The following is a 24,646-nucleotide window of genomic DNA, read 5'->3' as shown; positions in this document are numbered from 1 at the left end:
GAGGGAGCAGGCGCGCGGTTGATACCAGCGACGGCACAGGGACTCAGCCGTACCCACCGGAGGCCGGCCAGCCCTTGGCGCTGAGGTACCAGACGGCCGAGGTCAGCACCGCCCCGATGAGGACCGAGAAGAGCAGACCGCCGGCCACGGGCAGGAACCACCCGGGTGCGCGCCTCGACCGCACTGCGACCACCTTGACCACCAACGCACCGATGACGGCGCAGCCGAGGAGGCCGTGCACGACGGTTCGCGTCGACACGGGCTCCCCGTCCGGCAAGGTCCCGGACTCCAGGCCCAGCGCCCAAAGACAGTGGTAGGCAACCACGACGATGAGCAGGACAGCGATCGCGCCCGAGGTGCGGTGCGCGGTTCCGAGCCATGACGGCGCCGTGCGCCCGAGCTTGCCGTAGATCCATAGCGCTCCGATGAGCTGGAACACGGCGAGCACCCCGATCGCCACGGAAAGCACGACCTTCATGCCGATGACCGTGCGGAAGCCGAGCGTGGTCGTGCCCGCGAGGGTGGCGTCGTGAACCTTGCCGAAGACCCCCACGAGCAGCGCAACGACCGCTCCTGCGGCGAAGGCCGCCAGGGGGATGGCCATGCTCCTGGGCGGCGCGTGCTCTCCCATGGGGTCAGGATGCTCCTGCCCTGCCCCGTCCGCGAGGGGAACCCACCGGCGACCTCTCCCGCAACCGAGGGCACCGAGGGCGAACGAGACCCGCGAACGCGGAGGCGGAGGTCGGCCGATGAGTTCTCGCGTCGACGACGGTCCTACTACGCATGAGCCAATACCTGCTGTCCGTTCCGCACGACTCCGACGAGGAGCCGACCATGGAGACCATGGACCCGGCCGAGCTGGAGGCGGCGCTGGCTGCCACCGGCGTAATCATCGAGGAGCTGACCTCGAGCGGCGCCTTCGTCTTCGCCGGCGGGCTGACGCCGCCCTCGAGCGCGATCACCGTCGACAACACGGGATCGTCGCTGAGCACCGTCAACGGCCCCTTCGTCGAGGCTCCCGAATACCTGGGGGGCTTCTGGGTGATCGACGTCGCCGACGAGGAGGCCGCCCTTGGCTGGGCTGCCCGCGCGTCGAAGGCCCTAGGCGGTCGGATCGAGGTCCGGGCCTTCCAGGTGCCGCCGGGCGACTGAGCTCAGCAGTCAGGGGCGCTCACGCGACCCGCGAGGCGAATGGGGAGTACCCGTCCGCGGCCGTCTCGTGGCGGTGCGCGGAGGCCAGCTGGTCGGCGTCGCGCTCGGGAAGGAAGCCGGAGTCTCGGCCACAGTCGTGGCACACCGCGACAGCTCGGGGGCCGAGGTGGACGACCTCGATCAGGTGGGGGTGACAGGTCTCCTTACCTTCGTGGCGGTGGTCGCGTCGATGGACCGCGTCGACAGTGCAGGCGGCAACCGCGTCGGTGGACTGGTCGTCTGTCGAGTGGTACATCGGGCCCGCCTTTGCAGAGGTCGTCGGTCGTCCCATTGAACGCCGGATGGCGGCGTTGGCCGATCGGGTGATGAGCCGGACTCCACTGCCAAACGGGGGATGCCCGATCGGGTGATCATCAACCCACTCAAGGCGACCCGGAGTGCTACACGCACACCCAGCAGTAGATCCGCTGGCCGGCGTCCTGGGCTCGCGTCGCCAGGCGAGCAAGGTCCTTCAGGAAAACTGTCAGCTCGGCCGGATCAGCAGCACCCCAGAACTCCTCGGTTCCGGACCAGGGTTCAGCGACTCGTTCCAGGGCGTCGTCCTTGGCGTTCGCCAATGCCGCCCTCAGTGAGTCCGTGACCGTCAGGACGAGGCGTTCGCCACCATCCCTGACGGCGAGGTCCAGCCCGCTTCGCGGGTCGGCAACGACCTCGTCGTACGGTCGACCTGTGAGCAGCTCCTCGAGCGTGCCGAGCTGAACCACCGGGTCGATGCCCCTGCCGGCCACCGCGTCGAGGGGTGTCACGGCTGAGCCGGCCGAGGGCTCAGGCTCCGTTGTCTGACCTCGCCGGCGGAAGAGCCCGCGCTTGGGCCCGGGGCTCCCTGGTAGCGCCGCCGCCGTCGACGCTGGTCCCCCTGGCAGGTCGATCACTGCGGCCGCTTCCTCGTCGGACGCGGCGGCGAAGTAGTCGAAGAGCACGCCCATACCCGTGATCATTCACCATCCCGACCTTGCGGGCGTTGGCATCCGGCAAAACGGGCTAGCAAGGACATACCGCCGCGAAAAGCCATGAACAGCACCGCTGTTCATCAAACTTAGGCTTTGGACCGATTGTGCACCGTGCGACGCTGAGTAGCATCCAACACGGGCGACGCAACGCATCCGGCGACGGGCCGGGGCCTACGCACCCTTCTGACAGGAAGGATCCACGATGTCTCGACCCAACTGGCGAGTCTCCCTGGCGGTGATCGGTTCCGCTTTCCTGCTCGTGACCGGCGCGCAAGCCGTCGCCGCGAAGGCTCCACCGGGCCAAAGCGTGCCCGCCTCCGGCGTCATCAAAGCCTGCTACCAGAAGAACCAAGGGATGCTGCGGCTGCTCGTCCGCAACCAGACGTGCCGCAAGTCTGAGGTCCCGATCTCCTGGAACATGACGGGAATCCAAGGACCCGCTGGACCTGCCGGACCTGCGGGGCCGACCGGACCTGCCGGACCCGTCGGCCCCATCGGTGCGACCGGACCTGCCGGACCCGTCGGCCCCATCGGTGCGACCGGACCTGCCGGACCCGTTGGCCCCATCGGTGCGACCGGACCTGCTGGGCCTGCCGGACCTGCCGGACCTGCCGGCGCAACCGGGCCCGCCGGCGCAACCGGACCCCAAGGCGCGCCAGGAATCACCGGACTTGCCGGGCTGACCTGTCCGACCGGGCAGAACGTGACGGGCTTCTCGTTGGCCGGCACGCTGGTGTGCAGTGGGGCGACACCACCGCCCACGTGCTCGTCCACGACCCTGACGAACACCATGACCGGCGTCAAGGACAGTGACTTCGCGCAGCACTGGCCGGGTGGGACGGTCATGCTGGGCACGCCGACGTGCAACGTCACCCTCCAGCGTCCGTCGGGCAGCATCCTGCTGATCGGCACCCTCGGTGACGCGTGGGCGATCACGGCGAGGACCGGCTTCGGCGCGGCGACCCTGACCGTCAACCAGCCGGGCTGCAACTCGCCGGCGGCGATCCCGAACGTCACGGCGAACCGGCCCTCGTGCTCGTCCGCCTACGTGGGGATCCTCGGTGGCAGCCTCTCGACCGCTTCGGTCTCCATCGCGGCCAGCTGACCGCTCGCAACACACATCTCAACGGGGGGCCGGTCCTGCGACCGGCCCCCTCAGTGTCTGACGCACTCGGTCAACCGGAGCTGCGTCCGAAGGGCGCACGCTCAGGTGTTGTCGGTCGAGGCGTCGAAGGTCGCCAGCAGGCGCTTGGGTGCGACGCAGCGCCAGGCGTCCTCGATGATCTCCTCGACGTGCGGCCAGTCGATGGTCTCGATGTCCAGGAAGACCCCGACCCAGCCTCGATGACCAACGTAGGGCGGCCGGAAGTAGCGCCCCGGCTCCCCCGCCACCAGCGCTGACTGCACACCCTCGGGTGCTGCCACCCAGATGGCGGTCCGGTCGTCGTGGTGCTCCTGGGCCGCCATCACGAACGTCTTCTTGCCACCGGCGAACCAGCACGGCTCGCCGTGCGACTCCCGCTGCTCGGTCTCCGGGAAGGCCAGACACAGGGACCGCACCCGCGCCAAGGGCGACCCGTCCTGGATCTCCCCGCGCGGCATACGGGCTAGCGCTCCAGCCAGGTCGACGCGATGGTGGCCGAACCGACCACACGCGTCCCCTCGTAGAGGACCACCGACTGTCCGGGAGCGACCCCACGAAGACGGCCGGACAGCCGAACTTCGACGTCGTCGCCCTCGGCCCACGCCTGAGCCGGAACCTCCTCGCCGTGGGCCCGCACCTGGGCTCCCACCTCGACAACGCCCTCAGGCGGGGGGCCGCACCACCTGGCGTGGTCGCCGCGAATTGCGTTGACGCCCAACAGGTCCGACGTGCCGATCATGACTCGGTTCGCGGCCGCGTCCACCGACACGACGTAGCGAGCGTCACCGTCCATGACCGACCGGTCGAGCCCGAGGCCACGTCGCTGACCGACGGTGTAGGAGTAGGCACCCTGGTGGGCACCCACCACCTCACCCGACTCCACGTCGACGATCTCGCCGGGCTGCTCCCCCAGGCGTGAGGTGAGCCAGCCGCGAGTGTCGCCGTCGGCGATGAAGCAGATGTCGTGCGAGTCCGGCTTGCTCGCGACGTAGAAGCCGCGCTCCTTGGCCTCCGCACGGATCTCCGGCTTCGCCGTGTCACCCAGGGGGAAGAACGCCCGGTCCAGCTGGTCGGCGTCGAGCACACCCAGCACGTAGGACTGGTCCTTGGCCATGTCGACGGCCCGGTGCAGCTCGCGCCCGCCGTCGTCGCGCTCCACGACCTGGGCGTAGTGGCCGGTGGCGACCGCGTCGACACCCAGGGCCACCGCCTTGTCGAGCAGGGCGGAGAACTTGATCTTCTCGTTGCAGCGCAGACACGGGTTCGGCGTGCGCCCGGCGGAGTACTCCGCGACGAAGTCCTCCATCACGTCACGCTTGAACCGCTCGGCCATGTCCCATACGTAGAAAGGGATTCCGAGCATGTCGGCGACCCGGCGGGCGTCCCCGGCGTCCTCGATCGTGCAGCAGCCACGGGCCGACTCGCGCAGCGTCGCGGCACTCTGCGACAGGGCGAGGTGCACCCCGACCACCTCGTACCCGGCGTCGAGCATCCGGCCGGCGGCGACGGCTGAGTCGACCCCGCCGGACATCGCGGCGACAACCCGCATCAGTCGGCCCATCCGCTGGCCCGCCGGGCGCGGTCGATCGCCGCGGGCAGCGCAGCCAGGACCGCGTCGACGTCGGCGTCGGTGGAGGTGTGGCCCAAGGTCAGGCGCAACGCACCCTTGGCGGTCTCCTCCGGGATCCCCATCGCGAGCAGCACGTGCGACGGCTGCGGAACGCCGGCCTGGCAGGCCGAACCGGTCGAGCACTCGACTCCGGCTGCGTCGAGGAGGTAGAGCAGCGAGTCACCCTCGCAGCCCGGCACGAGCAGGTGGGCGTTGCCGGGCAGGCGGTGTATGCCGTCACCGGCCTCCCATGCGCCCGTCGGCGTGATGTCGTAGCCGAGATCCATCGCGGAGCGGATCAGCCTGTCCCGCAAGGCAATCAGCCTTGTCGGCTCGACAGGGATGGTCCGGACGGACTCCTCCATGGCCACCGCGAACGAGCGGATCGCGGGGACGTCCAGCGTCCCGCTGCGGACCTGGCGCTCCTGTCCCCCACCAAAGCTCTGTGCCACCAGGACAGCATCCCGACGGACGAACAACGCCCCGACCCCCAGGGGACCGCCCACCTTGTGGCCGGTCACCGTCATCAGGTCGGCGCCCGACTCGGCGAAGTTCACCGGCAGGTGGCCGGCTGCCTGGACCGCATCGGTGTGGAACGGCACCCCGAACTCATGGGCGAGAGCCGCGATCGCCTCCACGGGCTGGACCGTCCCGACCTCGTTGTTGGCCCACATGACTGTGACGAGGGCGACGGAGTCGGGATCCTCCTCGATCGCGGCGCGCACCGCCTCGACGGTGATGTAGCCCAGCGCGTCGGGCTCGACCCAGGTGACCTTGGCGCCATCGTGGGTGACCAGGTGCTCGACGCAGTCGAGGACGGCGTGGTGCTCGATCGCGCTGCACACGATCCGGATGCGGCCGGGATCAGCCTCGCGCCTCGCCTCGAACGTCCCGGCGACGGCCAAGTTGTCGGACTCGGTGCCCCCTGAGGTGAAGACCACCTCGGAGGGCCGGGCCCCGAGGGCCTTGGCCAGCCGCTCGCGTGACTCCTCGACGACCCGTCGGGCCATCCGGCCTGCGGTGTGCAGCGAGGACGCGTTTCCGGTGATCGCCAGCTGGTCGGCCAGGGCCGCCATGGCCGACGGCAGCATCGGCGTGGTGGCGGCATGGTCGAGGTAGGCGGTCACCGGCGAAAGTTTACGCGTCAACTGCCCAACCTTCTGTCCGAGGATGGCCAGGGGCCATCTCGTGGCCCTGCCGTGGCGCCCCGCTGAGCCGGCCGCCCGAGCCGTCCGTCCGCTGAGCGAGCCCGGGGAAGGAGCCGCAGAAACTGACCGTCCTTTTACCTACCGCGGCGTAACCGCACCCGATTCCCCTCGTTGAGCACGGCATACCGACCATCGCCGTAGCTGGTCAGTCACGAAGGGAAGTCAATGCACACCGTGAAGAGAACCCGGGTCGTCGTCGCGACAGCGGCAGCCGCCGCCCTCGCCGCCATGGCCCTCGCCACCCCTGCCTCCGCAGGTCTGCTGTCTTCCGGCAAGGCGCTCGCGCCGGTCCAGCCCTGGCTGGCCTCCCAGCTGGGCGTGCTCAAGGCCGCCACCCCGACCACCGTCCTCGTGCACGGGACCGACACCGCAGCCGCCACCAACGCCGTCCAGGCCAGCGGTCTGCGCAAGGTGACCACGTTCGACAAGATCGGCGTCGTCGTCGCCACGGGTCTCCCGGCCCAGGTGCAGGCCGTCCGCGCGCAGCCCGGCGTGACCTACGTCGAGGGCAACCAGCCCATCGAGATGCTGCTGTCCACCTCCAACACCGCCACCCGCGGCTCCGAGGCACGCAGCACCCTGACCGGCGCCAACGGCTCGGCCCTCGACGGCAAGGGCGTCTCGGTCGCCGTCATCGACTCGGGTGTCGACCCCACCCACCCCTTCCTGCAGAACGCCGACGGCACCTCCGCCGTCGTCAAGAACCTCAAGATGGTGTGTGAGCCGCTCACCGAGAGCACCTGCGCACCGGTCGATGCGGGGTCGCTCAACACCGACCTGCTCTCTGGTGGCGGACACGGCATGCACGTCAACGGGATCGTCGCCGGGCGCGACGTCACCCTGTCGGACGGCACCAAGATGCACGGTGCTGCACCCGGCTCGAGCCTGGTCAGCATCAGCACCGGAGCGGTGCTGTTCATCATCGGCGCCGACGCGGCGCTCAACTGGGTGCTCGAGAACCACAACGCCCCCTGTGGCGCGGGCGTCCCGGCGAGCACCTGCCCGCCGATCAAGGTGACGTCGAACTCCTACGGCCCCACCGGTGGTGGCGCGTTCGACCCGAACTCGGCGACGGTCAAGATCCAGCGCGAGCTCGTCAAGGAGGGCGTCGTCACGGTCTGGGCCAACGGCAACGACGGTGGCGACGGCTCCACCTCGCTGTCCAACCCCCCCGGCATGGACCCGACCCCCGGCATCCTCTCGGTCGCCTCGTTCTTCGACCAGAACACCGGCACCCGTGACGGCACCGTCTCGACCTTCTCCAGCCGCGGCAAGGCCGGCGACCAGTCGACCTACCCGGACATCTCGGCGCCCGGTGAGGACATCACCAGCTCGTGCCGCATCTACCTGCCGATCTGCTCCTCTGGGCTCGACCCTAAGGAGAACGGCGACTACAACACGATCAGCGGCACCTCGATGGCCACCCCACACATCTCGGGCATCGTCGCGCAGCTGTTCCAGGCCAACCCGAACGCCACCCCGGCGCAGATCGAGGCGGCCCTGGAGACCACGGCGTACAAGTACACCAACGGTGCGGCCTACGAAGCCGGCACCAACGGCACGACGAGCTTCGACAAGGGCCACGGCCTGGTCGACGTCGTCGCCGCCGCCAACGCCGTCCGCTAGCAGCCAGCGGACGGTACGAAGTCCCCGGGCCCTGTGAGGGGGTCCCGGGGGCTTCACCGGTTCCAGCGTGCGCACGGCGCCGGACCGGCGGAACGCCTCGGACCACCCCCTGTGGTCCGAGGCGTTCTGGGTGTCCGGGCGCCTGTCCAGCCTCTGTGCACAGAGCCCAGCCAAGGTGCGCAGAGAGCTGATCTCTGCCCACCAAGCCCAACCTCTGTGCACACACCGGCGTATGCCGTGTGGCCGGCTGACTCCGCCCGGCAGCAACGCGTCGGCTACGGGGTGGGGAACCAGCCCATGACGTCGGCGATCAGCTGGGTGCTCCCACTGGAGTTGTACAGGTCGACGAAGCCACCCGCACCCACCTTCACCACCACCAGATTCGGCACCGTCTGAGCCTTCACGAAGTTGAGGTTCGACGTCACCGGACGGCCCTCCCCCGCCGGCCACACCGTCACGAAACCAGCCGCACTCGGTTGTGCCACCGTCACGTTCAGGACCACCGCCCCCACCCCAGTGGCCGGCACCCCGCCCAACCCAGCCACCTTCAACGACACCGTCCCACCCGCAGCAACCGCCGCCTTCGGCGCACCGACACCAGACCGCGTGTCCAGCAACCGGGCCGGCGTCAGGCCGGTGAACTCGCTGCCGTCGGGGAACCACCCCATGACGTCGGCCAGGAGGTGCGTCTGACCGGCACTGTTGAACAGGTCCACCAGTCCGTCCGGACCGACCTTGACAATGACGAGGTTCGGCACCGTCTGGCCGGGCGAGAAGTTCAGGTTGGAGGTCGCCGGCCTGGACTGCACGTGCGGCCAGACCGTGACGTAGCCGGAGGTCGTCGGACCGGTCACCGTCACGTTGAGCACCACCGCACCCACCCCGGTGGCTGGGACCCCGCCACGCCCGGTGACGTCGACGGAGACAGCCTGGCCGCCCGGCACCGGACCCTGAGGCGTCCCGTTGCCTGACCGGGTGTCGAGCAGGCGGGTCGGTGAGACCCCCGTGAAGTCACTGCCCTCGGGGAACCAGCCCATGACGTCGGCGATCAGCTGGGTGCTCCCACTGGAGTTGTACAGGTCGACGAAGCCACCCGCACCCACCTTCACCACCACCAGGTTCGGCACCGTCCGAGCCTTCACGAAGTTGAGGTTCGACGTCACCGGACGGCCCTCCCCCGCCGGCCACACCGTCACGAAACCAGCCGCACTCGGTTGTGCCACCGTCACGTTCAGGACCACCGCCCCCACCCCAGTGGCCGGCACCCCGCCCAACCCAGCCACCTTCAACGACACCGTCCCACCCGCAGCAACCGCCGCCTTCGGCGCACCGACACCAGACCGCGTGTCCAGCAACCGGGCCGGCGTCAGGGGGGTGAAGTGGCTGGGCTCGGGCGGGGTGGCCGCGAACGACCAGGCCACCTTGACCGCGCCCGCCTCGGCCGCCGCAGCACCCTCCTGGTAGCCATCGACGGCGATCCGGTAGGCCTGCCCTCCCGTCACCGCCAGATCCGTCACCTTCGACGTGTAGAGCCCGCCGGCGTTGTCCTCGTCGTCGTTGGAGGCCCGCAGGGTCAGAGCCGAGACACTCGTCCCCTGGTAGACCCCCATCAACGTGTCGAAGCTCGACCCCGCCGAGCTCAGCGTCAGCTTCCCCGAAGATGGCGCGGTCCACGAGTACCAGACCGATGCGCCACCCGGGTTGCCCGCATGGTCCGGCTCACCCGACTCCTTCGTCGCACCCAGCGACGTCCCCGTCACGCTGCCCGACGACCCAGACCACACCTGCGCGGCAGCGAAGGCGTCGTTCGCCGGAGGCGTCGCTGCGAACGACCAGGCCACCTTGACCGTGCCCGCCTCGGCCGCCGCGACACCGTCCTTGAACCCATCCACCGCAATCCGGTAGACCTGCCCACCGGTCACGGCCAGGTCAGCAATCCGCGACGTGACGACACCACTCGCATGGTTCTCGTCGTCGTTCGATCCCCGTTCCGTCAGTGCCGAGACGGTCGACCCCTGGTAGACGCCCATCAACGTGTCGAAGCTCGACCCCGCCGAGCTCAGCGTCAGCTTCCCCGAAGTTGGCGCGGTCCACGAGTACCAGACCGACGCGCCACCCGGGTTGCCCGCATGGTCCGGCTCACCCGACTCCTTCGTCGCGCCCACCGAGGTCCCGGTCACGTTGCCGGACGACCCCGGCAGCACCTGCGCGGTGGCAAATCCGTCATTCTCGGGTGCGGTCCCGACCACGGCTGCCACCGTCGCGCTCATGCTCGGCGCGCAGGCCTGGTTGGTGAGCGACATGGAGACCCCGGACCCTGCACCGCTGTAGAGGTTGCTGTCGGGGTTGGTCGCGCCGGTGAACGCCAGGTTATGCGTGGAGCCCGGGAAGGGGTCGCCGCTGTCCCCGTCCTGTCCAGGGGCGTCGAGCTGCTTGAGACCGTCCGCCTGCTCGAGGTCCACCAGCCGTCTCAGCTCGTCCGAGTTGGCGCTGTTGTCCCCCGGACGTGTCTCGTCGACGTGCCACACCAGGAGGCCGCACCCGGGAAGGGCCGCGTCGAAGCCGGTCCGTTGTCGGTTCTCCACGAGGAAGTACTCCCCGCTGCCGCTGGCTCCGTACGCCCAGTCGACGCCGTTGGGGTTGTCCCGCAGGCGCACGGCATCAAGGCTCGTGGACGCGGAGCGGAGCATCACGGTCGTGCTCGCACCCACCGGCGTCGGCGTCACCCAGCCTTGGAACGAGCGGGACCAGGCATCCGGCAGCACCGGACTGTCCCCGATGTTCTGGCCCGGCACGGTCCCCCATGAACCGCCCGACATGACACTCCACGCGCCGATCCCGGACGAGTCGGGGTTGTTTCCCCCGGGGACGGTGTCGTAGAGGTCCGGCCAGCCGAGGTCGTGGCCGATCTCGTGCGCCATGATCCCGATCGTCGCCATGTTGTTCCAGGTCGCCGTGCTGCAGGTGCGGTGCCATTCACCGAACTGGGTGTACCCCAGGTTTCCCGCCCAGACGTTGTCGACCATGGGCGTGTACGAGCCGTACAGGTTGCTCTTGTGACCCCAGACGCTCGGGCCGCACGAGTTGAAGACACTGCTCTCGTAGCCCGCGACGATCACGGTGAGGTGCAGCTCCGAGGGTTGCAGGTTTCCATCGCCGTTCGTGTCGTACGAGGCGAAGTTGACGTACGGGTCGGCGGCCAGGATCGCGTCCCTGGTCAGCTGCTTCTCGACAAGGAGCCCGTTGACCACGGCGCCGAAGTTCCCCCCGAAGTTGGGGTGCGCATAGGGCAGCGTCAGCCACCCGACGACGCCGTCGTTCGGCGTTCCGCTGGACTCGGCAGCGGGTGCGAAGTCGAGCTGGTTTCCCGAGGCCTGCTGGTAGTACGACCGGACACTGTTGCCCGGACCGAAGTACTTCCCGCTCCACTGGGCGGGGGTGCTGCCGACGCTCGCCTGGTTGGTGAACTGCACGAGGATGACCAAGGTGCGCTGCGTGCCCGTGTTGAGTGCCGCCGGCACCAGGGTCGTGGTCGGCGTGGCTGCCACGTCCCGCTGGTGCTTGGCAGTCCCCACGGCAGGACGGTCCCTGCCAACCACCTTGCCCGACGGCTTGAGCTTGCCGTTCGCGGCGCGGCCGGCTGCGTACTCCCACCGGCCCGTGGGCGTCTGGACGACGGCGTAGCCGTCCAGTGTCTCCACCCCGTGGCTGACGCCGTCGCCGACCGCTCGGACGGTGAGAGCGGTGCCGTCCGGTTGCGTCAGGACCCGCGGGCTCGTGTCGACCGGGGCGCCCCGCACGTCGGCCACCGGCAGGTTGCGAACACTCTGGGGTCGCGGACCGTGTGGTGACGGAGGGGGCGCGGCGGCTGCCGGCAGGCCGATCGGCACCGAGAGCAGCCCTGCGGCCAGCGCAGCCCCGATGGTGATGACTCGCCGTGCCTGCATGACGGCCTCCTCGTGCCGTCACGCTAGGGGTGCCCGGCAGGGAGCACACGGGCCGTACGGATGGGGTCGACGGGACATCTGACGTAGGCCGTTGGCATGACCCACGTCCGTACCCACGCATGGTGCCGCGGCTTTGCCGGCAGCGGCGGCGCCCCGGGTCGCGTGCGGTCCGGGACGTTCCCCGGTATGCCGGGTGACCGGCATACGCCGAAAGGCCCCGACCAGCGCGGTCGGGGCCCTTCGGATGCGTGTCTTTGCCTTGACTAGCCCTTGCTGGCGTTGACGGCCGCGGTGGCCTGCGGGAGGACCGTGAACAGGTCGCCCACGACACCGAAGTCGACGAGCTCGAAGATCGGGGCTTCTTCGTCCTTGTTGATCGCGATGATCGTCTTGGACGTCTGCATGCCCGCGCGGTGCTGGATGGCCCCGGAGATGCCGCACGCGACGTAGAGCTGCGGCGAGACCTGCTTGCCGGTCTGGCCGACCTGCGAGGTGTGCGGGTACCAGCCGGCGTCGACGGCGGCACGCGAGGCGCCGACAGCGGCACCGAGGGAGTCCGCGAAGGTCTCGACCGGCGAGAAGTCGCCGCCGGTGCCACGACCACCCGAGACCACGATGGCGGCCTCGGTCAGCTCGGGGCGACCGGTGGCCTCCTTCGGCTTGGACTCGGTCACCTTGGCGCCCTTGGCACCCTCGGAGATGGTCGGTTCGAACGCCTCGTCAGCAGCCGCGCCGGCAGACTCCTCAGGAGCCGCCGAGTTGGGCTTGACCGTGACGATCGGGGTGCCCTTGGTGATGGTCGACTTCACGCTGTAGGAACCAGCGAAGACGGACTGGGTGGTGGACACGCCACCGCCCTCACCGGCCTGGACGTCGACGGCGTCGGTGATCAGACCCGAGTCGGTCTTGATTGCCAGACGGGCCGCGATCTCCTTGCCGGCCGAGTTGCTGGGGATCAGCACCGCGGCGGCGCCGGTCTTCTCGACGAGCTGCGCGAGCAGCTCGGCCTGCGGAGCCACGAGGTAGTCGGTGACGTCGGCGTTCTCGACGCGGTAGACCTTCTCCGCGCCGTACTTGGCCAGCGTCTCCTTGGCCGCGTCGAACCCGCTGCCGACGAACACGGCGCTGGGCTCGCCGAGGCGGCGGGCGATGGTGAGCAGTTCTGAGGTGGTCTTGCGAACGGTGCCGTTCGCGTGGTCGACCAGGACGAGTACTTCAGCCATGAGTGGTGTTCCTCTTTCTGTTGGTCCTACGCAGCGGTTCTGGCCGGCTCAGATGAACTTCTGCGCGGACAGGAACTCCGCGAGCTTGGTGCCGCCGTCGCCGTCGTCGGTGACGATCTGGCCCTGCTCGCGCGGGGGGCGCTTGGTGAACGACTCGACCTTGGTCCAGGCGGCGTCGAGGCCGACCTGCGAGGCGTCGATGCCGAGGTCGGCGAGCGCCCACTCCTCGACCGGCTTCTTCTTCGCGGCCATGATCCCCTTGAACGAGGGGTAGCGCGGCTCGTTGATCTGGTCGGTGACCGACACGAGCGCGGGCAGCGTCGCGACGATCGTCTCCGAGGCGGCGTCACCGTCGCGGCGGATCGTCACGGTCGTGCCGTCGACGGACAGCTCGGACGCGAAGGTCACCTGCGGCAGGCCGAGTCGCTCGGCGAGCATCGCGGGGACGACGCTCATCGTGCCGTCGGTCGAGGCCATGCCGGTGATGACGAGGTCGGGGGTGCCTGTCTTCTTGATCGCCTCGGCCAGGACCAGCGACGTCGCGACGGCGTCCGAGCCGTGGATCGCGTCGTCCTTGACGTGGACGGCCTTGTGGGCACCCATCTGCAGCGCCTTCTTGAGCGCGTCGGCAGCCTGGTCCGGTCCGACGGTGACGACGGTCACTTCGCCTTCCCCGGCCTCCACGAGCTTGAGGGCCTCCTCGACGGCGTACTCGTCGAGCTCGGACAGCAGACCGTCAACGCCCACCCGGTCGGTGGTGTTGTCGGACTCGTTGAACGTGCGGTCGGACTGTGCATCCGGCACGTACTTCACGCAGACGACGATGTTCATGCGCTGCTCGTCCCTCTTTCTGTGAATGAAGACCGTTGGGTCGACACTGCAGGGTTCTCTTGGTCGACCTGCTGGGTTCGAAATTGGTCAGGTGCCATCCTTACAGCCCCGCCCCGGAATCGACACGCCAGCACCGCGTGACGCTCACCACGAGGCCACCCGTGCAAGTCCGAAGTCGCGCAGAGGAGGTGACGGTGCCCACACCACCCACCGCGCTGACCATCACCGGTGAGCGCACCATCCCTGGCATCGCGGCCGAGAACTACTGGTTCCGTCGCCACGAGGCCGGGTATGCCGCCGTCCCCGGCTGGGTTCCGACCACGCCACGCGTCGTCCTCGACGCCGGCTGCGGTGAAGGGTATGCCGCGGGCCTCCTTCGCGAGGCGTGGCCGGACTTGTGCGTGGTCGGCGTCGACTACGACTCAGCGACCACGTCGCACGCCGCACGGACCCACGGAGGTGAGCGGACGGCATACCTCCGGGGTGGGCTGACGGCGCTGCCACTGGCGACGGGCGCGGCGGACCTGACGGTCTCGCTCCAGGTGCTCGAGCACATCTGGACGCCGGACGACTACGTGCGCGAGCTGGCCCGCGTCACGCGCGCGGGCGGTGTCGTGGTGCTGTCGACGCCGAACCGGGCGACCTTCTCCCCCGGGCTCGGGCGGCGGGAGCGGCCGACGAACCTCTACCACTGCCGCGAGTACGACGCCGACGAGCTGGCCGGTGAGCTGGGTCGCTGGCTACCTGGCGCGGGGGTGACGGTGCTGGGCCTCGGTCACGGCGAGCGGTTGCTGCGCTGGGAGGACGAGTACGGGTCGATCGTCGTGGCGCAACAGGACATGGCGCCCGACGACTGGCGCGACGACCTGCATGGCGTGGTCGGGTCGGTGACGGTCGACGACTTCCTCCTGGGCGATCCCGAGGACGCCTGTCTCGACCTGTTCGCCGTGGTGGAGCTGTAGCTGCCAGGGGCTCGGTGACCGGTTCGCCGGCTCAGCCGTCGTCGGTGGTGCGGCGCGCGGACTTGAGCTGACCCCTGCGCTTCTTGCTCTCGATCCGGCGCCGCTGCGAACCCTTGGTGCGCCTTGTGGGTCGGCGTTGCGGAGGGTCGGGTGCGGCGGCCTCTCGCACCATCGTGACCAGGCGCTGACGGGCGACCACCCGGTTCTGGCGCTGGGAGCGGTGCTCGGACGCGACGACGATCAGCCTGCCGCCGACGAGCCTGGAGGCGAGCCGGTCCAGCAGCCGCTCCCGCACCGCGTCGGGCAGCCCCGCGACGGCTCGGGAGGTGCTGGGGTCGAAGTCGAGCTCGACCCGGCTGTCGGTGGTGTTGACCCCCTGGCCGCCTGGACCGGACGAGCGGGAGAACCGTTCCACCAGCTCGCCCGCGTCGATGACCAGGCCCTGGCTCAGCCCGGGGCCGGCGGGGACGGACAGAGCCGTGCCGGGCTGGGGTCGTCCGGCGATGGGTGAGGCCACGGGTCCACTCCACCACATGGTCCACCCCGCATCTGTGCACAGACGATCGGACAGCTGCACAGAGACCCGCTCAGTGCGCAGTCGGCCTCACCTCTGTGCACAGAGGTCACGCGGCTGCTGGTCGGGCCGCCCGATCACTGTCCGGCCAGGCACGGCGGCGGACGGGTGTCGGTGGTTCGTCATACCGTCGGATCCGTGGGCGCCATCGAGCTCGACCTTGCCCCGCCCCTGGTCGCGCGGGTCGGCGAGATCTGCCTGGCCCTGCCCGGGGCCCACGAGCAGGACGCCTGGATCGGCGTGCGCTGGCGGATCCGGCAGCGGACCTTCGCCCACCTGGCCCGGGTCGACCCGGCTGGTCGCTCGGTGTTCGGCCGCGCCACCGGCGCGACCGGCCCGATCGACGTGATCACGTTCCGCTCCGCAGGCGACGAGCTCGAGGCGCTGGTCGGGTCGGGGTTCCCGTTCTACAAGCCGGAGTGGAACCCCCAGGTCGTCGGCCTGGTGCTGACCACCGACGCCGACTGGTCTGAGGTCACCGAGCTGCTGACCGAGAGCTACTGCCTGATGGCACCGCAGAAGCTCGCGCGGCTCGTGGAGCGTCCCGCGACCTGAGCCGGGCGTGCGGCAGACTGGTTCCTCGTGACTCCTCCGGTGCCGGGCTCCTTCTGCCTCGTCCTGCACTCACACCTCCCCTGGCTGCCCGGTCACGGGGTGTGGCCACTGGGCGAGGAATGGCTGTTCCAGGCCTGGGCCGAGTCCTACGTCCCATTGGTCGCCGAGCTGGACTCCCTTGCGGCAGAAGGTCATCGCGACGTCCTCACCCTCGGGGTCACCCCCGTGCTGGCCGCCCAGCTCGACCACCCGCGCATGCGAGCCGACACCCAGACGTGGGTCGGCCTGTGGCAGCAGCGGGCCCGTGAGATGGGCTTCGACGACGACCCCCACCGTCGCGGGACCGCTGCCCACGAGTATGCCGCCGCGAGCCGGGTCCAGGGGCTGCTCGAGTCGCGCTGGCGGGCTGGAGGCGCTCCCGTGCTGCGTTCGCTGCGCGACGGCGGCGTGGTCGAGCTGCTGGGCGGTCCGGCCGCGCATCCGTTGCTGCCGCTGCTCCAGCCCGAGTTCGTGGCGACGGCCCTCGACTCAGGTCTGGCCGACAGCGCCTGGCGCCACGGGGTCCGTCCCAGAGGCATCTGGGCGCCGGAGTGCGCGTGGTCCCCCGCGCTGGCGTCCGCGTTCACCTCGGCCGGGATCAGCCACTTCGTCGTCGACGAGCAGACCGTCGGAGACGCCGGCGGCCACCCGCACGGTGCGTGGCGGGTTGCCGGGAGCGACCTGTTGGCGGTCCCCCGCGACCTCGACGTCACCAACCTGATCTGGTCCTCCCGCAGCGGGTATCCCGGCGCCGCCGCCTACCGCGACTTCCACGCCCGCGAGGAGTTCACCGGCATCCGGCTCTGGGCCATCACCGAGCCCGACGTGGGCGTCGAGCACAAGTCGCCCTACGACCCCGTCGCCGCAGCAGCCCAGGTCGACGCCGACGTGGAGCACTTCGTGAGCGCGGTCCGTGCGCGGCTCGGCCACGCGCACGAGGTGACCGGGACCCCGGGACTGGTCGTCGCGGCATACGACACCGAGCTGTTCGGTCACTGGTGGCACGAAGGCCCGGCCTTCCTGGGCAAGGCGATCCGTGCGCTGCGCGCCGCCGGTGTCACGGTCACCACCGTCGGGCAGGCGCTCGCCGCCGGACACGTTGCGGGCGAGCTGGACCTGGGGCCCGGGTCGTGGGGTGCCGGTAAGGACTTCTCGGTCTGGGACGGCCCGGGCGTGCGGCAGATCGCGCACGAGAACGAGTGGCTGCAACGTCGCTGGCTCGACCTCGTCGGCAGGGAACGCGCCGCCGGTCGGCTGCAGACCCGCAGGCCCGACCTCGACCAGCTGCTCACGTCGCTGTTCCATGCCCTGTCGAGCGACTGGGCGTTCCTCGTGACGCGGGGGCAGTCGGTCGACTACGCCAGGCGACGGGCCGAGCTGCACCGCCGCGACTTCCACCAGCTGGCCCAGCTCGTCCAGGACGGCCGCCGTGACGACGCACGCGCCGAGGCCTCCCGGTTGGCGGCCAGGGACGGGGCGTTCCCCTCACTCGACGCGCGCGTGACCGTTCCGCACGCCACCTGACGCGCGACCACCAGGGGTCAGGTGCGCACCTTCACGACCCTGCCCGGTATGCCGGCGATGATCGACCGCGGCGCGTACTCACCACGAGCGACGGCCGAGGCCGCGACGACGCAGTGGTCACCGATGTCGGTGCCTCGCGTGACGACGACCTTGGTGCCGAGCCAGACGTCGTCACCGATCCGGACCGGCGACTTCACGATGCCCTGGTCCTTGATCGGCACCTCGAGCGAGGTCGTCACGTGGTCGAAGTCGCAGACGTAGATGTCGTCACCGAAGAGGCAGGCCTCGCCGATCGAGATGTCGATCCAGCAGTTGAGGGTGTTGCGGATGCCGATGACCGACTTCGCACCGATCCGCAGGGTCCCCTCGTGGGCCCGCACCCGGGCGTGCGCCCCGAAGTGGGTGTAGGCGCCCACCACGAGGCGGCCGTAGCCCTCGCGCACCTCGAACCGGACGTCCGGCCCGATGAAGCAGGGGCCCTCGAACCGCAGCGACGGGTAGCGGGCACTGGCTCGCGCCATCCGCAGGTAGCTCAGCAGGTGGTGCCGCGTGAACGCCTTGTTGGCCATCGCCCAGCCGACCCAGCGGAACCAGGCAAGCGGCCGGACCGACCCGGTGGGACCGTGCCGGGCGCGCTCGCCGTGGTCGGACGGCGACATGTCCGCGTTTGCTGCCGAAGTCACTGGTGGCTCGATTCCGGGGTCTTCCGTGGTCGTGCCGTCAGCCGGGCTTCACGCCGGTGATGCCGACGTTGTAGAAGAACCGCGCGGGCACCGCCTTGGCGAGGACCCGGTCGACGGCGGACAGCCGCTTCCACGAGCCGTAGGCGAACATCGCCCAGTTCCAGCCCAGCGCGCCGGGCTTGACGGCTGCCTCGAAGGTGCGGATCGGCCACCCGACGAAGGCGGCAGTGAGCTCCTCGGTCTTGGTGTCCACCCCGACCGCACCGGCCCGCAGCGCCATCCGCGCCAGCTCGTCCGGGTCGAAGGTGTGCAGGTCGACGACCGCCTCGAGCGCGGCGGCGCGGGACGACTCGTCGAGGGCTTCCTTGTCCTTGGCCCAGGCGTCCCGCAGGGGCGCCAGCTGGGTGACGGCCTTGGTCGCCTTCCAGGTCAGGCTGCCCAGCCGCCGGGCGTACCTGTCGCCCACTTTGGTGGGCTCACCGGCGATGACAAAGCGGCCACCGGGCTTGAGCACCCGGAGGACCTCGCGGAAGGCGGCCTCGACATCGGGGATGTGGTGGATGACGGCGTGTCCGACGACGATGTCAAAGGTGTTGTCGTCATAGGGGATTCGCTCTGCGTCGGCCACCCTGCCCTGGACGGAGAAGCCGAGCATCTCAGCGTTGGCCTTGGCTGCCTCGACCATCCCGGGCGACAGGTCCGTGACGTGCACCGCGTCGAGGATGCCTGCCTGCTTGAGGTTGAGCGAGAAGAACCCGGTGCCCGCGCCGAGCTCGAGTGCCGCGGCGTAGGGCAGCGGGTCCGGCGAGCCGGTGATGGCCTCGAACCGGTCGCGTGCGTACTCGATGCACCGGCGGTCGAACGAGATCGACCACTTCTCGTCGTAGGTCGCGGCTTCCCAGTCGTGGTAGAGCACCTGGGCCAGCTTGTTGTCGGCATAGGCCGCGGCCACCTGCTCGGCCGTCGCCGCCTTGCTCGTGGCTGCCATTGCTCAGGCGCCCTCGAACTTCGCCTTGCCGGGACCGTTCTCGACGAACGACTTCATCCCGATCTCGCGGTCCTTGGTGGCGAACAGGGAGCTGAACAGCATCCGCTCGATCTCCAGGCCGGTCTCGAGGTCGGTCTCCAGGCCTCGGTCGATGGCCTCCTTGGCGGCGCGGATGGCGTAGGCCGGTCCGCCGACGTACGGCGCGAGCCGCGCCTTCGCGGCGGCATACACGTCCTCGGCCTCGACGACCTCGTCGACGAGCCCGATCGCGAGTGCCTCGTCAGCGGACACGAAACGTCCGGAGAAGACGATGTCCTTGGCCTTGGCCGGCCCGACCAGGCGAGCCAGTCGCTGCGTGCCGCCGGCGCCGGGGATGACGCCGAGCAGGATCTCGGGCTGGCCCAGCTTGGCGTTCTTGGCGGCGACCCGGAAGTCGCACGCGAGCGCCACCTCGCACCCGCCACCGAGGGCGTAGCCGGTGATGGCGGCGACGGTCGGCTTCGGGATCTTGGCGATGGTGCGGGTGAAGTCCTGGAGGGAGCCGGAGTGGTCGGCCATGTCCGTGTATGACATCCTCTCCATCTCCTTGATGTCCGCACCCGCTGCGAAGACCTTCTCGCCGCCGTAGAGGATGACGCCGTAGACGTCGCGTCGCTGACCGGCCTCGATCGCGGCGGCGGACAGGGCGGACTGCACCTCGGCGTTGAGCGCGTTCATCGGCGGGCGGTTGAGCCGGATCGTCGCGATCCCCCCCTCGACCTCGAGCGAGACGACGCTGCTGGAGGGGCCGTCGCTCATGCCGGGTCGCCCTCGGGAGCGGGCTGGCCCGCACCGGGGCCGGAGTCGTCCCCGCCGCCCATGATCCGCTCGTGCCACATCTGCACGCCGGCCAGGACGAGCTGGGTCGAGACGTTGACCAGGGCCGTCACGTTGCTGGCCTGGTCGACGATGTGCTCGCTGGTGACGACCAGGGTGTCGTTGGCGAGGCCGGCCTTGACGACGTTCATCTGCAGGGTGATCTCGTTGCAGGTGGCGAGTCGGGTCAGCGGGTCGCTGGGGACGGTGTCGCTGATGGCCCACTGGCCGAAGACCCGCATGATCTGGAAGTCGCCCTCGCTGCACCGCACGAACAGCTGCTGGTCCTGCACGGTGAAGGCGACATCGCCGTCGTCGTCCACGTTGGGCGCCAGTCCCTGGTCGATGAGGGCGTCCAGGACCCGACCGCGGAGCGGGTGCTCGTTCGCGGGGGGCGGGAAGTTGGGCAGCGAAGTCGGATCCGTCATGTCCCCAACCGTAACCACTGCCTAGGCTGAGGGCCATGTCGCCCGCCACGCGCCCGCGTGACCTTCCTCCCACCCTGGGCATGACCCTCGTCGAGGGCGGGGCCGAGTTCGCCGTCTACGCCGGGCATGCCGACTCCGTCGAGGTCTGCCTGTTCGACAAGGACGACGCGGACGGCAGCTCGGAGCGCCGCGTGCCGCTCACCGAGCGCACCCATGGCACCTGGTTCGGATTCCTCCCGGGCGTCGTGGCCGGTCAGCGCTACGGCCTGCGGGTCGACGGACCGTGGCGTCCGGCCGAGGGGCTGCGCTACAACCCGGCCAAGGTCCTGCTCGATCCCTACGCGCGCGCCATCGAGGGCGACGTGTCATGGACCCCCGAGGTCTTTGCCCACCGGGTCGGCCACCGCCTCAAGGGCGACGACCTCGTGCGCAGCACCCTCGACAGCGCCAGCGCCGTGCCGCGCTGCGTGGTCGTCGACGAAGGCTTCGCGTGGGGCGACGACGCACCTCCGCACACCCCGCTCGCCGACAGCGTGGTCTACGAGACCCACGTGCGCGGCATGACCAGGCAGCACCCTGAGGTGCCTGAGCACCTGCGGGGCACGTATGCCGGCCTGTGCCACCCGTCCGTGATCGCCCACCTCAAGGCCTTGGGCGCCACCGCGGTGGAGCTGCTCCCGGTGCAGGCGTTCACGTCCGAACCAGAGGTCGTCCAGCGTGGGCTGAGCAACTACTGGGGCTACAACACGTTGGGCTTCTTCGCCCCCCACGCGATGTACGCCTCGACTCCCGACCCGCAGGGCGCGCTCGACGAGTTCAAGGGCATGGTGCGGCTGCTGCACGCCGAGGGGATCGAGGTCATCCTCGACGTCGTCTACAACCACACGGCCGAGCAGGCGGGCCGCACCGGTGCGTCGCTGTCGTGGCGCGGTCTGGACAACCGGGCCTACTACCGGCTCGACGAGCGCGGCCAGGACATCGACGTCACCGGCTGCGGCAACACCCTCGACCTGCGGCACGCAATGGTCTGCAAGATGGTGCTCGACTCGCTGCGCTACTGGGTCAACGAGTGCCACGTCGACGGCTTCCGGTTCGACCTGGCGGTCGCACTCGGCCGTGGCCAGAACGACGACTACGACCCCAACCACCCGTTCCTCGTGGCGCTGCGGACCGACCCGGTGCTGTCCCGGGTCAAGCTCATCGCCGAGCCCTGGGACGTCGGCATCCACGGCTGGCGGACCGGCCAGTTCCCGCCACCCTTCGCCGAGTGGAACGACCGGTTCCGCGACTCGGTGCGCACCTTCTGGCTGGACGACCTCAAGGCGCAGGCAGCCGGCCACCACCAGGGTCACGGGGTGCGCGAGCTGGCGACCCGGATGGCCGGGTCGCAGGACCTGTTCGGCGCGCGGGACCGGGGTCCCGTCGCGTCGGTGAACTTCGTCGCGGCGCACGACGGCTTCACCGCCACGGATCTCACCCGCTACAACTCCAAGCACAACGGCCCCAACGGTGAGGGCAACCGGGACGGCAGCGACAACAACCAGTCGTGGAACCACGGGGTCGAGGGCCCGGAGACCGGCCCCGCAGACCCGGAGGTGGAGGAGGTCAGGCGGCGGTCGGTCCGCAACCTGCTGGCCACCACGCTCCTCGCGACCGGGGTGCCGATGCTCAATGCGGGCGACGAGTTCGGCCGCACGCAGGGGGGCAACAACAACCCCTACTGCCAGGACAACGAGACCTCCTGGTTCGACTGGGGTCTCGAGGGCTGGCAGCAGGACCTCCTGGCCACCACCCGGTTCCTGACACGGCTGCGTGCCGACCACCCGGTCCTGCGGCAGCGCACCTTCTTCACCGGACGTGAGGTGCACGAGGACGGCTCGACCGACCTCGCCTGGTTCGACGTCGAGGGCAACCCGATGGCCAACGGCCGGTGGGAGGATCCGTCCACCCGCACCCTCCAGATGCTGCTCAACGGCGCCTGGATCGGTCAGGCCTCCCTGCTCGTCGTACTCCATGGCGCGCCGGACGTCGAGAAGGTCACGTTGCCGGCGGTAGCCGGCCTCACGGCATACCAGCTGTTGTGGGACTCGACCGACGAACGGCCCGCATCACCAACTGCCGCAACGCTTCCCGGACCGGTGGAGATCGGCCCCACCTGCATCAGGGTGTACCGCGCGGTCGACCCGACCTAGGCGGTGGTGGCCGGGAGCGCCACCTCGAAGGTCGTGCCGCTGCCTAGCTCGGACTCCACGCTGATCGTGCCGCCATGGCGCGCGATGATGCGCGCGACGATGCTCAGGCCGAGGCCGGTGCCGGGGACCTCGAGGGCCGCGGGGTTGGTGCTGCGGAAGAACTCGGTGAACAGGGACCCCTGGTCCTCCTTGGAGATCCCGAGCCCACTGTCGGAGCAGAGCAGCACGACGGTGTCGGCGTCACGACGTGTCCTCAGCTGCACGACTCCGTTGTCGGGGCTGAACTTCACCGCGTTGCTCACCAGGTTGTCGACCACCCGGGCGAGCTCGTCAGCGTTGCCGTCGACCACGGCGAGACCCTCGACGAGGTCGCTGGTCAGCTGGATGCCGCGCTGGTCGGCGCCGGGCAGGAACATGTCGATCGCGTCCTGGGTCAGGCGGGCGAGGTCGACCTGGCCGCTGACCAGGGGACGGTCCGGGTCACTGACCTTCGCCAGGGTGAGCAGGTCGTCGACCAGTGACTGCAAGCGGCGGGTGTTGCGTTCCATGACCCCCAGGGACCAGTCACTGTCCGTCTGTGGGTCGTCGCGCAGGAGCTCCAGGTGGCCGACGATGGACGTGAGCGGGTTCTTCAGCTCGTGCGCCACCGTCGCGAACAGCGAGGTCTTCGCCCGGTCGGACTGGCGGAACTGGTCGACCAGGCGGCGCTCGAGCTTCAGCAGCCGCGCGTTGACGATGGCGCGTCCGATGTCCCGGCCCATCTCCAGGGCCGCAGCCGCCTCCGCGTCGCTCCACTCCGGCTCCTGGGCCGACCGGGCGATGGCGAGGTGCCCCAGGCACTCGCTGGCCGCACCGATAGGGGCGAGCATCACCGCCCCGCCGCTGAAGGACGCCGTGAACCCGAGCATGATGCCGACTTCCTGGTCGGTCAGCAGCCCTTCCGGGTAGGAGGCCCCTGAACGCACCATGGCCGCGGTCCGCTGTCGCCAGCACCGCTGCGCCACCCGCCGCACCAGTTCCACGACCTCGGCCGGAGCGGTGGCCGTGCCCTGTCCGGAATGGGCGACGACGCTGTCAACGGCTGGGTCGTTCTCGTGGCCGAACGTGCGCACCCAGATGGCAGACCCCTTCAGACCCTCCAGCACCGGTTCGACGACAGCCTCGACGGCACGAGCGGGGTCCAGAACCTCTTGGGAGATCCGGGAGACGGTGTGCACCGCCGCGGCGAGACGTATCTGTTCGGCCAGTGCGAGCCGCTGTCGGGCGCCGTTGATGGCGATACCCGCCTGGTTCGCGAAGACCTCCAGCAGGCCCTGCTGCATCTCGTCAGGACGCTTCCCACTGAGCGGCAAGTCGACGGAGATCATCCCGAGCCACTTGCCGGCGACGTCGTAGAAGGGCGCCAGCAACGTGTCCTGGGGGTCCCACGAGTCCGGCTCCCCGGTCGCGGCATCCCAGCCCTCCGCCACCCAGCCGGGATCCGACGTCTGCGGCAGCCGGTTCGCCGGGACGAAGCGCAGGGTGCCCCACTGCTCGGCGATGTCGAACTCGGCCTCGACCAGGCCTCGCGGGGTCCGTCGTCCCATCAGCTCGCGACGTGCTCCGGGGTCACCAGCCACGGCGACCACCTCGAGATCCCCGTCCGGCTGCAGGAGGCTGACCGCGGCCACCCGAAAGCCCACCACGTCTGCTGCGCCCTCGACGATCAGGTCGAGCACGTCCTGCAGGCTCTCCTGACCGCTGGCGCGGTTCATCAGCTCCGACAGGCCTCGCAGCGCCTGCACTCCCGTCGAGGTCAAGACCACCGACCGCTCACCCCAGACTCTTATTTGCGGCTCCCCAGCACACGCTGCAGGGTAGCCGCAACTGCATCCGGTTCTGCCCATTTCTCCGGGTTTGTGCAACCGCTCGAACCTAACGGACTAGGGCCGACCGCTGGGGCACGCTGGGGCTGTGGCCGAAGTGCCCCGCGCACCCCTGCGAGCGCACCCACGGCTGGGAGCGGAGACAGCAGTGGCAGGGAGCGAACGCTCCCTGCCACTTCCAAGATATAGCGCCAAGGGGGGCTTGCGACAAGGCCCCTGCGGTGGCTCACA

General features: G+C 69.9%; 22 protein-coding genes. 7 read left to right on the top strand and 15 right to left on the bottom strand.

All coding sequences use genetic code 11. The annotated features are described in order from the left end of the window. Positions 1-43: 43 nt before the first annotated feature. Positions 44-631: a DUF6529 family protein gene (locus tag EAH86_RS02240; RefSeq protein ID WP_140736981.1), complete on the bottom strand. Its 588-nt coding sequence runs from the start codon at positions 629-631 to the stop codon at positions 44-46. Between the two features lie 152 nt (positions 632-783). Here EAH86_RS02240 and EAH86_RS02235 point away from each other — a divergent pair, with 152 nt between their 5' ends. Further along, complete coding sequence (locus tag EAH86_RS02235) at positions 784-1,152, top strand: YciI family protein (protein WP_140736980.1); 369 nt, start codon at positions 784-786, stop codon at positions 1,150-1,152. Between the two features lie 19 nt (positions 1,153-1,171). Here EAH86_RS02235 and EAH86_RS20150 read toward each other — a convergent pair whose 3' ends face one another. Next, on the bottom strand, positions 1,172-1,447 hold the full coding sequence (locus EAH86_RS20150; RefSeq protein ID WP_161988548.1) for a hypothetical protein: 276 nt from the start codon (positions 1,445-1,447) through the stop codon (positions 1,172-1,174). A 145-nt stretch (positions 1,448-1,592) separates the two neighbouring features. Continuing rightward, positions 1,593-2,138 (bottom strand): hypothetical protein, encoded by a 546-nt coding sequence (locus EAH86_RS02225; RefSeq protein WP_140736979.1) that lies wholly within the window; start codon positions 2,136-2,138, stop codon positions 1,593-1,595. A gap of 814 nt (positions 2,139-2,952) precedes the next feature. Here EAH86_RS02225 and EAH86_RS20745 point away from each other — a divergent pair. Beyond that, entirely contained in the window at positions 2,953-3,267 is a 315-nt protein-coding gene (locus EAH86_RS20745; RefSeq protein ID WP_241668137.1) for a hypothetical protein, read from the top strand. Positions 3,268-3,368: 101 nt separating this feature from the next. Here EAH86_RS20745 and EAH86_RS02215 read toward each other — a convergent pair whose 3' ends face one another. Genes EAH86_RS02215 through EAH86_RS02205 form a run of 3 tightly spaced genes read right to left on the bottom strand, consistent with a single transcriptional unit; the run spans position 3,369 to position 6,042 of the window. Continuing rightward, positions 3,369-3,764 (bottom strand): MmcQ/YjbR family DNA-binding protein, encoded by a 396-nt coding sequence (locus EAH86_RS02215; protein WP_140736977.1) that lies wholly within the window; start codon positions 3,762-3,764, stop codon positions 3,369-3,371. A 5-nt stretch (positions 3,765-3,769) separates the two neighbouring features. After that, positions 3,770-4,855, bottom strand: a complete 1,086-nt coding sequence (gene mnmA / locus EAH86_RS02210) for a tRNA 2-thiouridine(34) synthase MnmA (RefSeq protein WP_140736976.1) — start codon at positions 4,853-4,855, stop codon at positions 3,770-3,772. Beyond that, positions 4,855-6,042, bottom strand: a complete 1,188-nt coding sequence (locus EAH86_RS02205) for a cysteine desulfurase family protein (RefSeq protein ID WP_140736975.1) — start codon at positions 6,040-6,042, stop codon at positions 4,855-4,857. The genes mnmA and EAH86_RS02205 overlap by 1 nt, the downstream gene beginning before the upstream one ends. 246 nt (positions 6,043-6,288) lie before the next feature. Between EAH86_RS02205 and EAH86_RS02200 the strand changes: the two genes are divergently transcribed. Continuing rightward, positions 6,289-7,749, top strand: a complete 1,461-nt coding sequence (locus tag EAH86_RS02200; protein WP_194150726.1) for a S8 family serine peptidase — start codon at positions 6,289-6,291, stop codon at positions 7,747-7,749. Between the two features lie 275 nt (positions 7,750-8,024). Here the strand turns inward: EAH86_RS02200 and EAH86_RS20905 are convergent, their stop codons facing one another. The 3 genes from EAH86_RS20905 to EAH86_RS02185 all read right to left on the bottom strand — a co-directional run bounded on the left by EAH86_RS20905 (position 8,025) and on the right by EAH86_RS02185 (position 13,750). After that, positions 8,025-11,696, bottom strand: a complete 3,672-nt coding sequence (locus EAH86_RS20905) for a M6 family metalloprotease domain-containing protein (RefSeq protein ID WP_140736974.1) — start codon at positions 11,694-11,696, stop codon at positions 8,025-8,027. Between the two features lie 263 nt (positions 11,697-11,959). Continuing rightward, a complete protein-coding gene (locus EAH86_RS02190) occupies positions 11,960-12,919 on the bottom strand; it encodes an electron transfer flavoprotein subunit alpha/FixB family protein (protein ID WP_140736973.1) in 960 nt (319 codons plus the stop codon). Positions 12,920-12,967: 48 nt separating this feature from the next. Continuing rightward, entirely contained in the window at positions 12,968-13,750 is a 783-nt protein-coding gene (locus tag EAH86_RS02185) for an electron transfer flavoprotein subunit beta/FixA family protein (protein WP_140736972.1), read from the bottom strand. Positions 13,751-13,944: 194 nt separating this feature from the next. On the opposite strand from EAH86_RS02185, the gene EAH86_RS02180 reads away from it, so the two are divergent. Next, entirely contained in the window at positions 13,945-14,712 is a 768-nt protein-coding gene (locus EAH86_RS02180; protein WP_206665703.1) for a class I SAM-dependent methyltransferase, read from the top strand. A 31-nt stretch (positions 14,713-14,743) separates the two neighbouring features. Here EAH86_RS02180 and arfB read toward each other — a convergent pair whose 3' ends face one another. Then, entirely contained in the window at positions 14,744-15,229 is a 486-nt protein-coding gene (gene arfB, locus EAH86_RS02175) for an alternative ribosome rescue aminoacyl-tRNA hydrolase ArfB (RefSeq protein ID WP_241668136.1), read from the bottom strand. Positions 15,230-15,424: 195 nt separating this feature from the next. Between arfB and EAH86_RS02170 the strand changes: the two genes are divergently transcribed. Both EAH86_RS02170 and EAH86_RS02165 read left to right on the top strand, forming a co-directional pair. Beyond that, positions 15,425-15,841 carry an MmcQ/YjbR family DNA-binding protein gene (locus tag EAH86_RS02170; protein WP_206665702.1) on the top strand — a complete coding sequence of 139 codons (417 nt, stop codon included), beginning with the start codon at positions 15,425-15,427 and terminating at the stop codon, positions 15,839-15,841. 27 nt (positions 15,842-15,868) lie between these two features. Next, positions 15,869-17,404: a 1,4-alpha-glucan branching protein domain-containing protein gene (locus tag EAH86_RS02165; RefSeq protein ID WP_140736970.1), complete on the top strand. Its 1,536-nt coding sequence runs from the start codon at positions 15,869-15,871 to the stop codon at positions 17,402-17,404. 17 nt (positions 17,405-17,421) lie between these two features. Here EAH86_RS02165 and EAH86_RS02160 read toward each other — a convergent pair whose 3' ends face one another. Genes EAH86_RS02160 through EAH86_RS02145 form a run of 4 tightly spaced genes read right to left on the bottom strand, consistent with a single transcriptional unit; the run spans position 17,422 to position 20,358 of the window. Next, complete coding sequence (locus tag EAH86_RS02160) at positions 17,422-18,087, bottom strand: acyltransferase (protein WP_241668135.1); 666 nt, start codon at positions 18,085-18,087, stop codon at positions 17,422-17,424. A gap of 37 nt (positions 18,088-18,124) precedes the next feature. After that, on the bottom strand, positions 18,125-19,075 hold the full coding sequence (locus EAH86_RS02155; RefSeq protein WP_140736969.1) for a class I SAM-dependent methyltransferase: 951 nt from the start codon (positions 19,073-19,075) through the stop codon (positions 18,125-18,127). Between the two features lie 3 nt (positions 19,076-19,078). Beyond that, entirely contained in the window at positions 19,079-19,873 is a 795-nt protein-coding gene (locus EAH86_RS02150; RefSeq protein ID WP_140736968.1) for an enoyl-CoA hydratase/isomerase family protein, read from the bottom strand. Beyond that, positions 19,870-20,358 (bottom strand): T3SS (YopN, CesT) and YbjN peptide-binding chaperone 1, encoded by a 489-nt coding sequence (locus tag EAH86_RS02145; protein ID WP_140736967.1) that lies wholly within the window; start codon positions 20,356-20,358, stop codon positions 19,870-19,872. The genes EAH86_RS02150 and EAH86_RS02145 overlap by 4 nt, the downstream gene beginning before the upstream one ends. Positions 20,359-20,393: 35 nt before the next feature. On the opposite strand from EAH86_RS02145, the gene glgX reads away from it, so the two are divergent. Further along, entirely contained in the window at positions 20,394-22,550 is a 2,157-nt protein-coding gene (gene glgX / locus EAH86_RS02140) for a glycogen debranching protein GlgX (protein WP_140736966.1), read from the top strand. On the opposite strand, the gene EAH86_RS02135 is transcribed toward glgX, so the two are convergent. After that, entirely contained in the window at positions 22,547-24,349 is a 1,803-nt protein-coding gene (locus EAH86_RS02135) for a GAF domain-containing sensor histidine kinase (RefSeq protein WP_161988547.1), read from the bottom strand. The genes glgX and EAH86_RS02135 overlap by 4 nt on opposite strands. Positions 24,350-24,646: the final 297 nt, after the last annotated feature.

The organism is Pedococcus bigeumensis (genome assembly GCF_006438965.1).
Classification (GTDB): domain Bacteria; phylum Actinomycetota; class Actinomycetes; order Actinomycetales; family Dermatophilaceae; genus Pedococcus; species Pedococcus bigeumensis_A.
The sequence above is the reverse complement of the archived record's forward strand: the minus strand, read 5'-3'. Positions and strand labels throughout refer to the sequence as shown.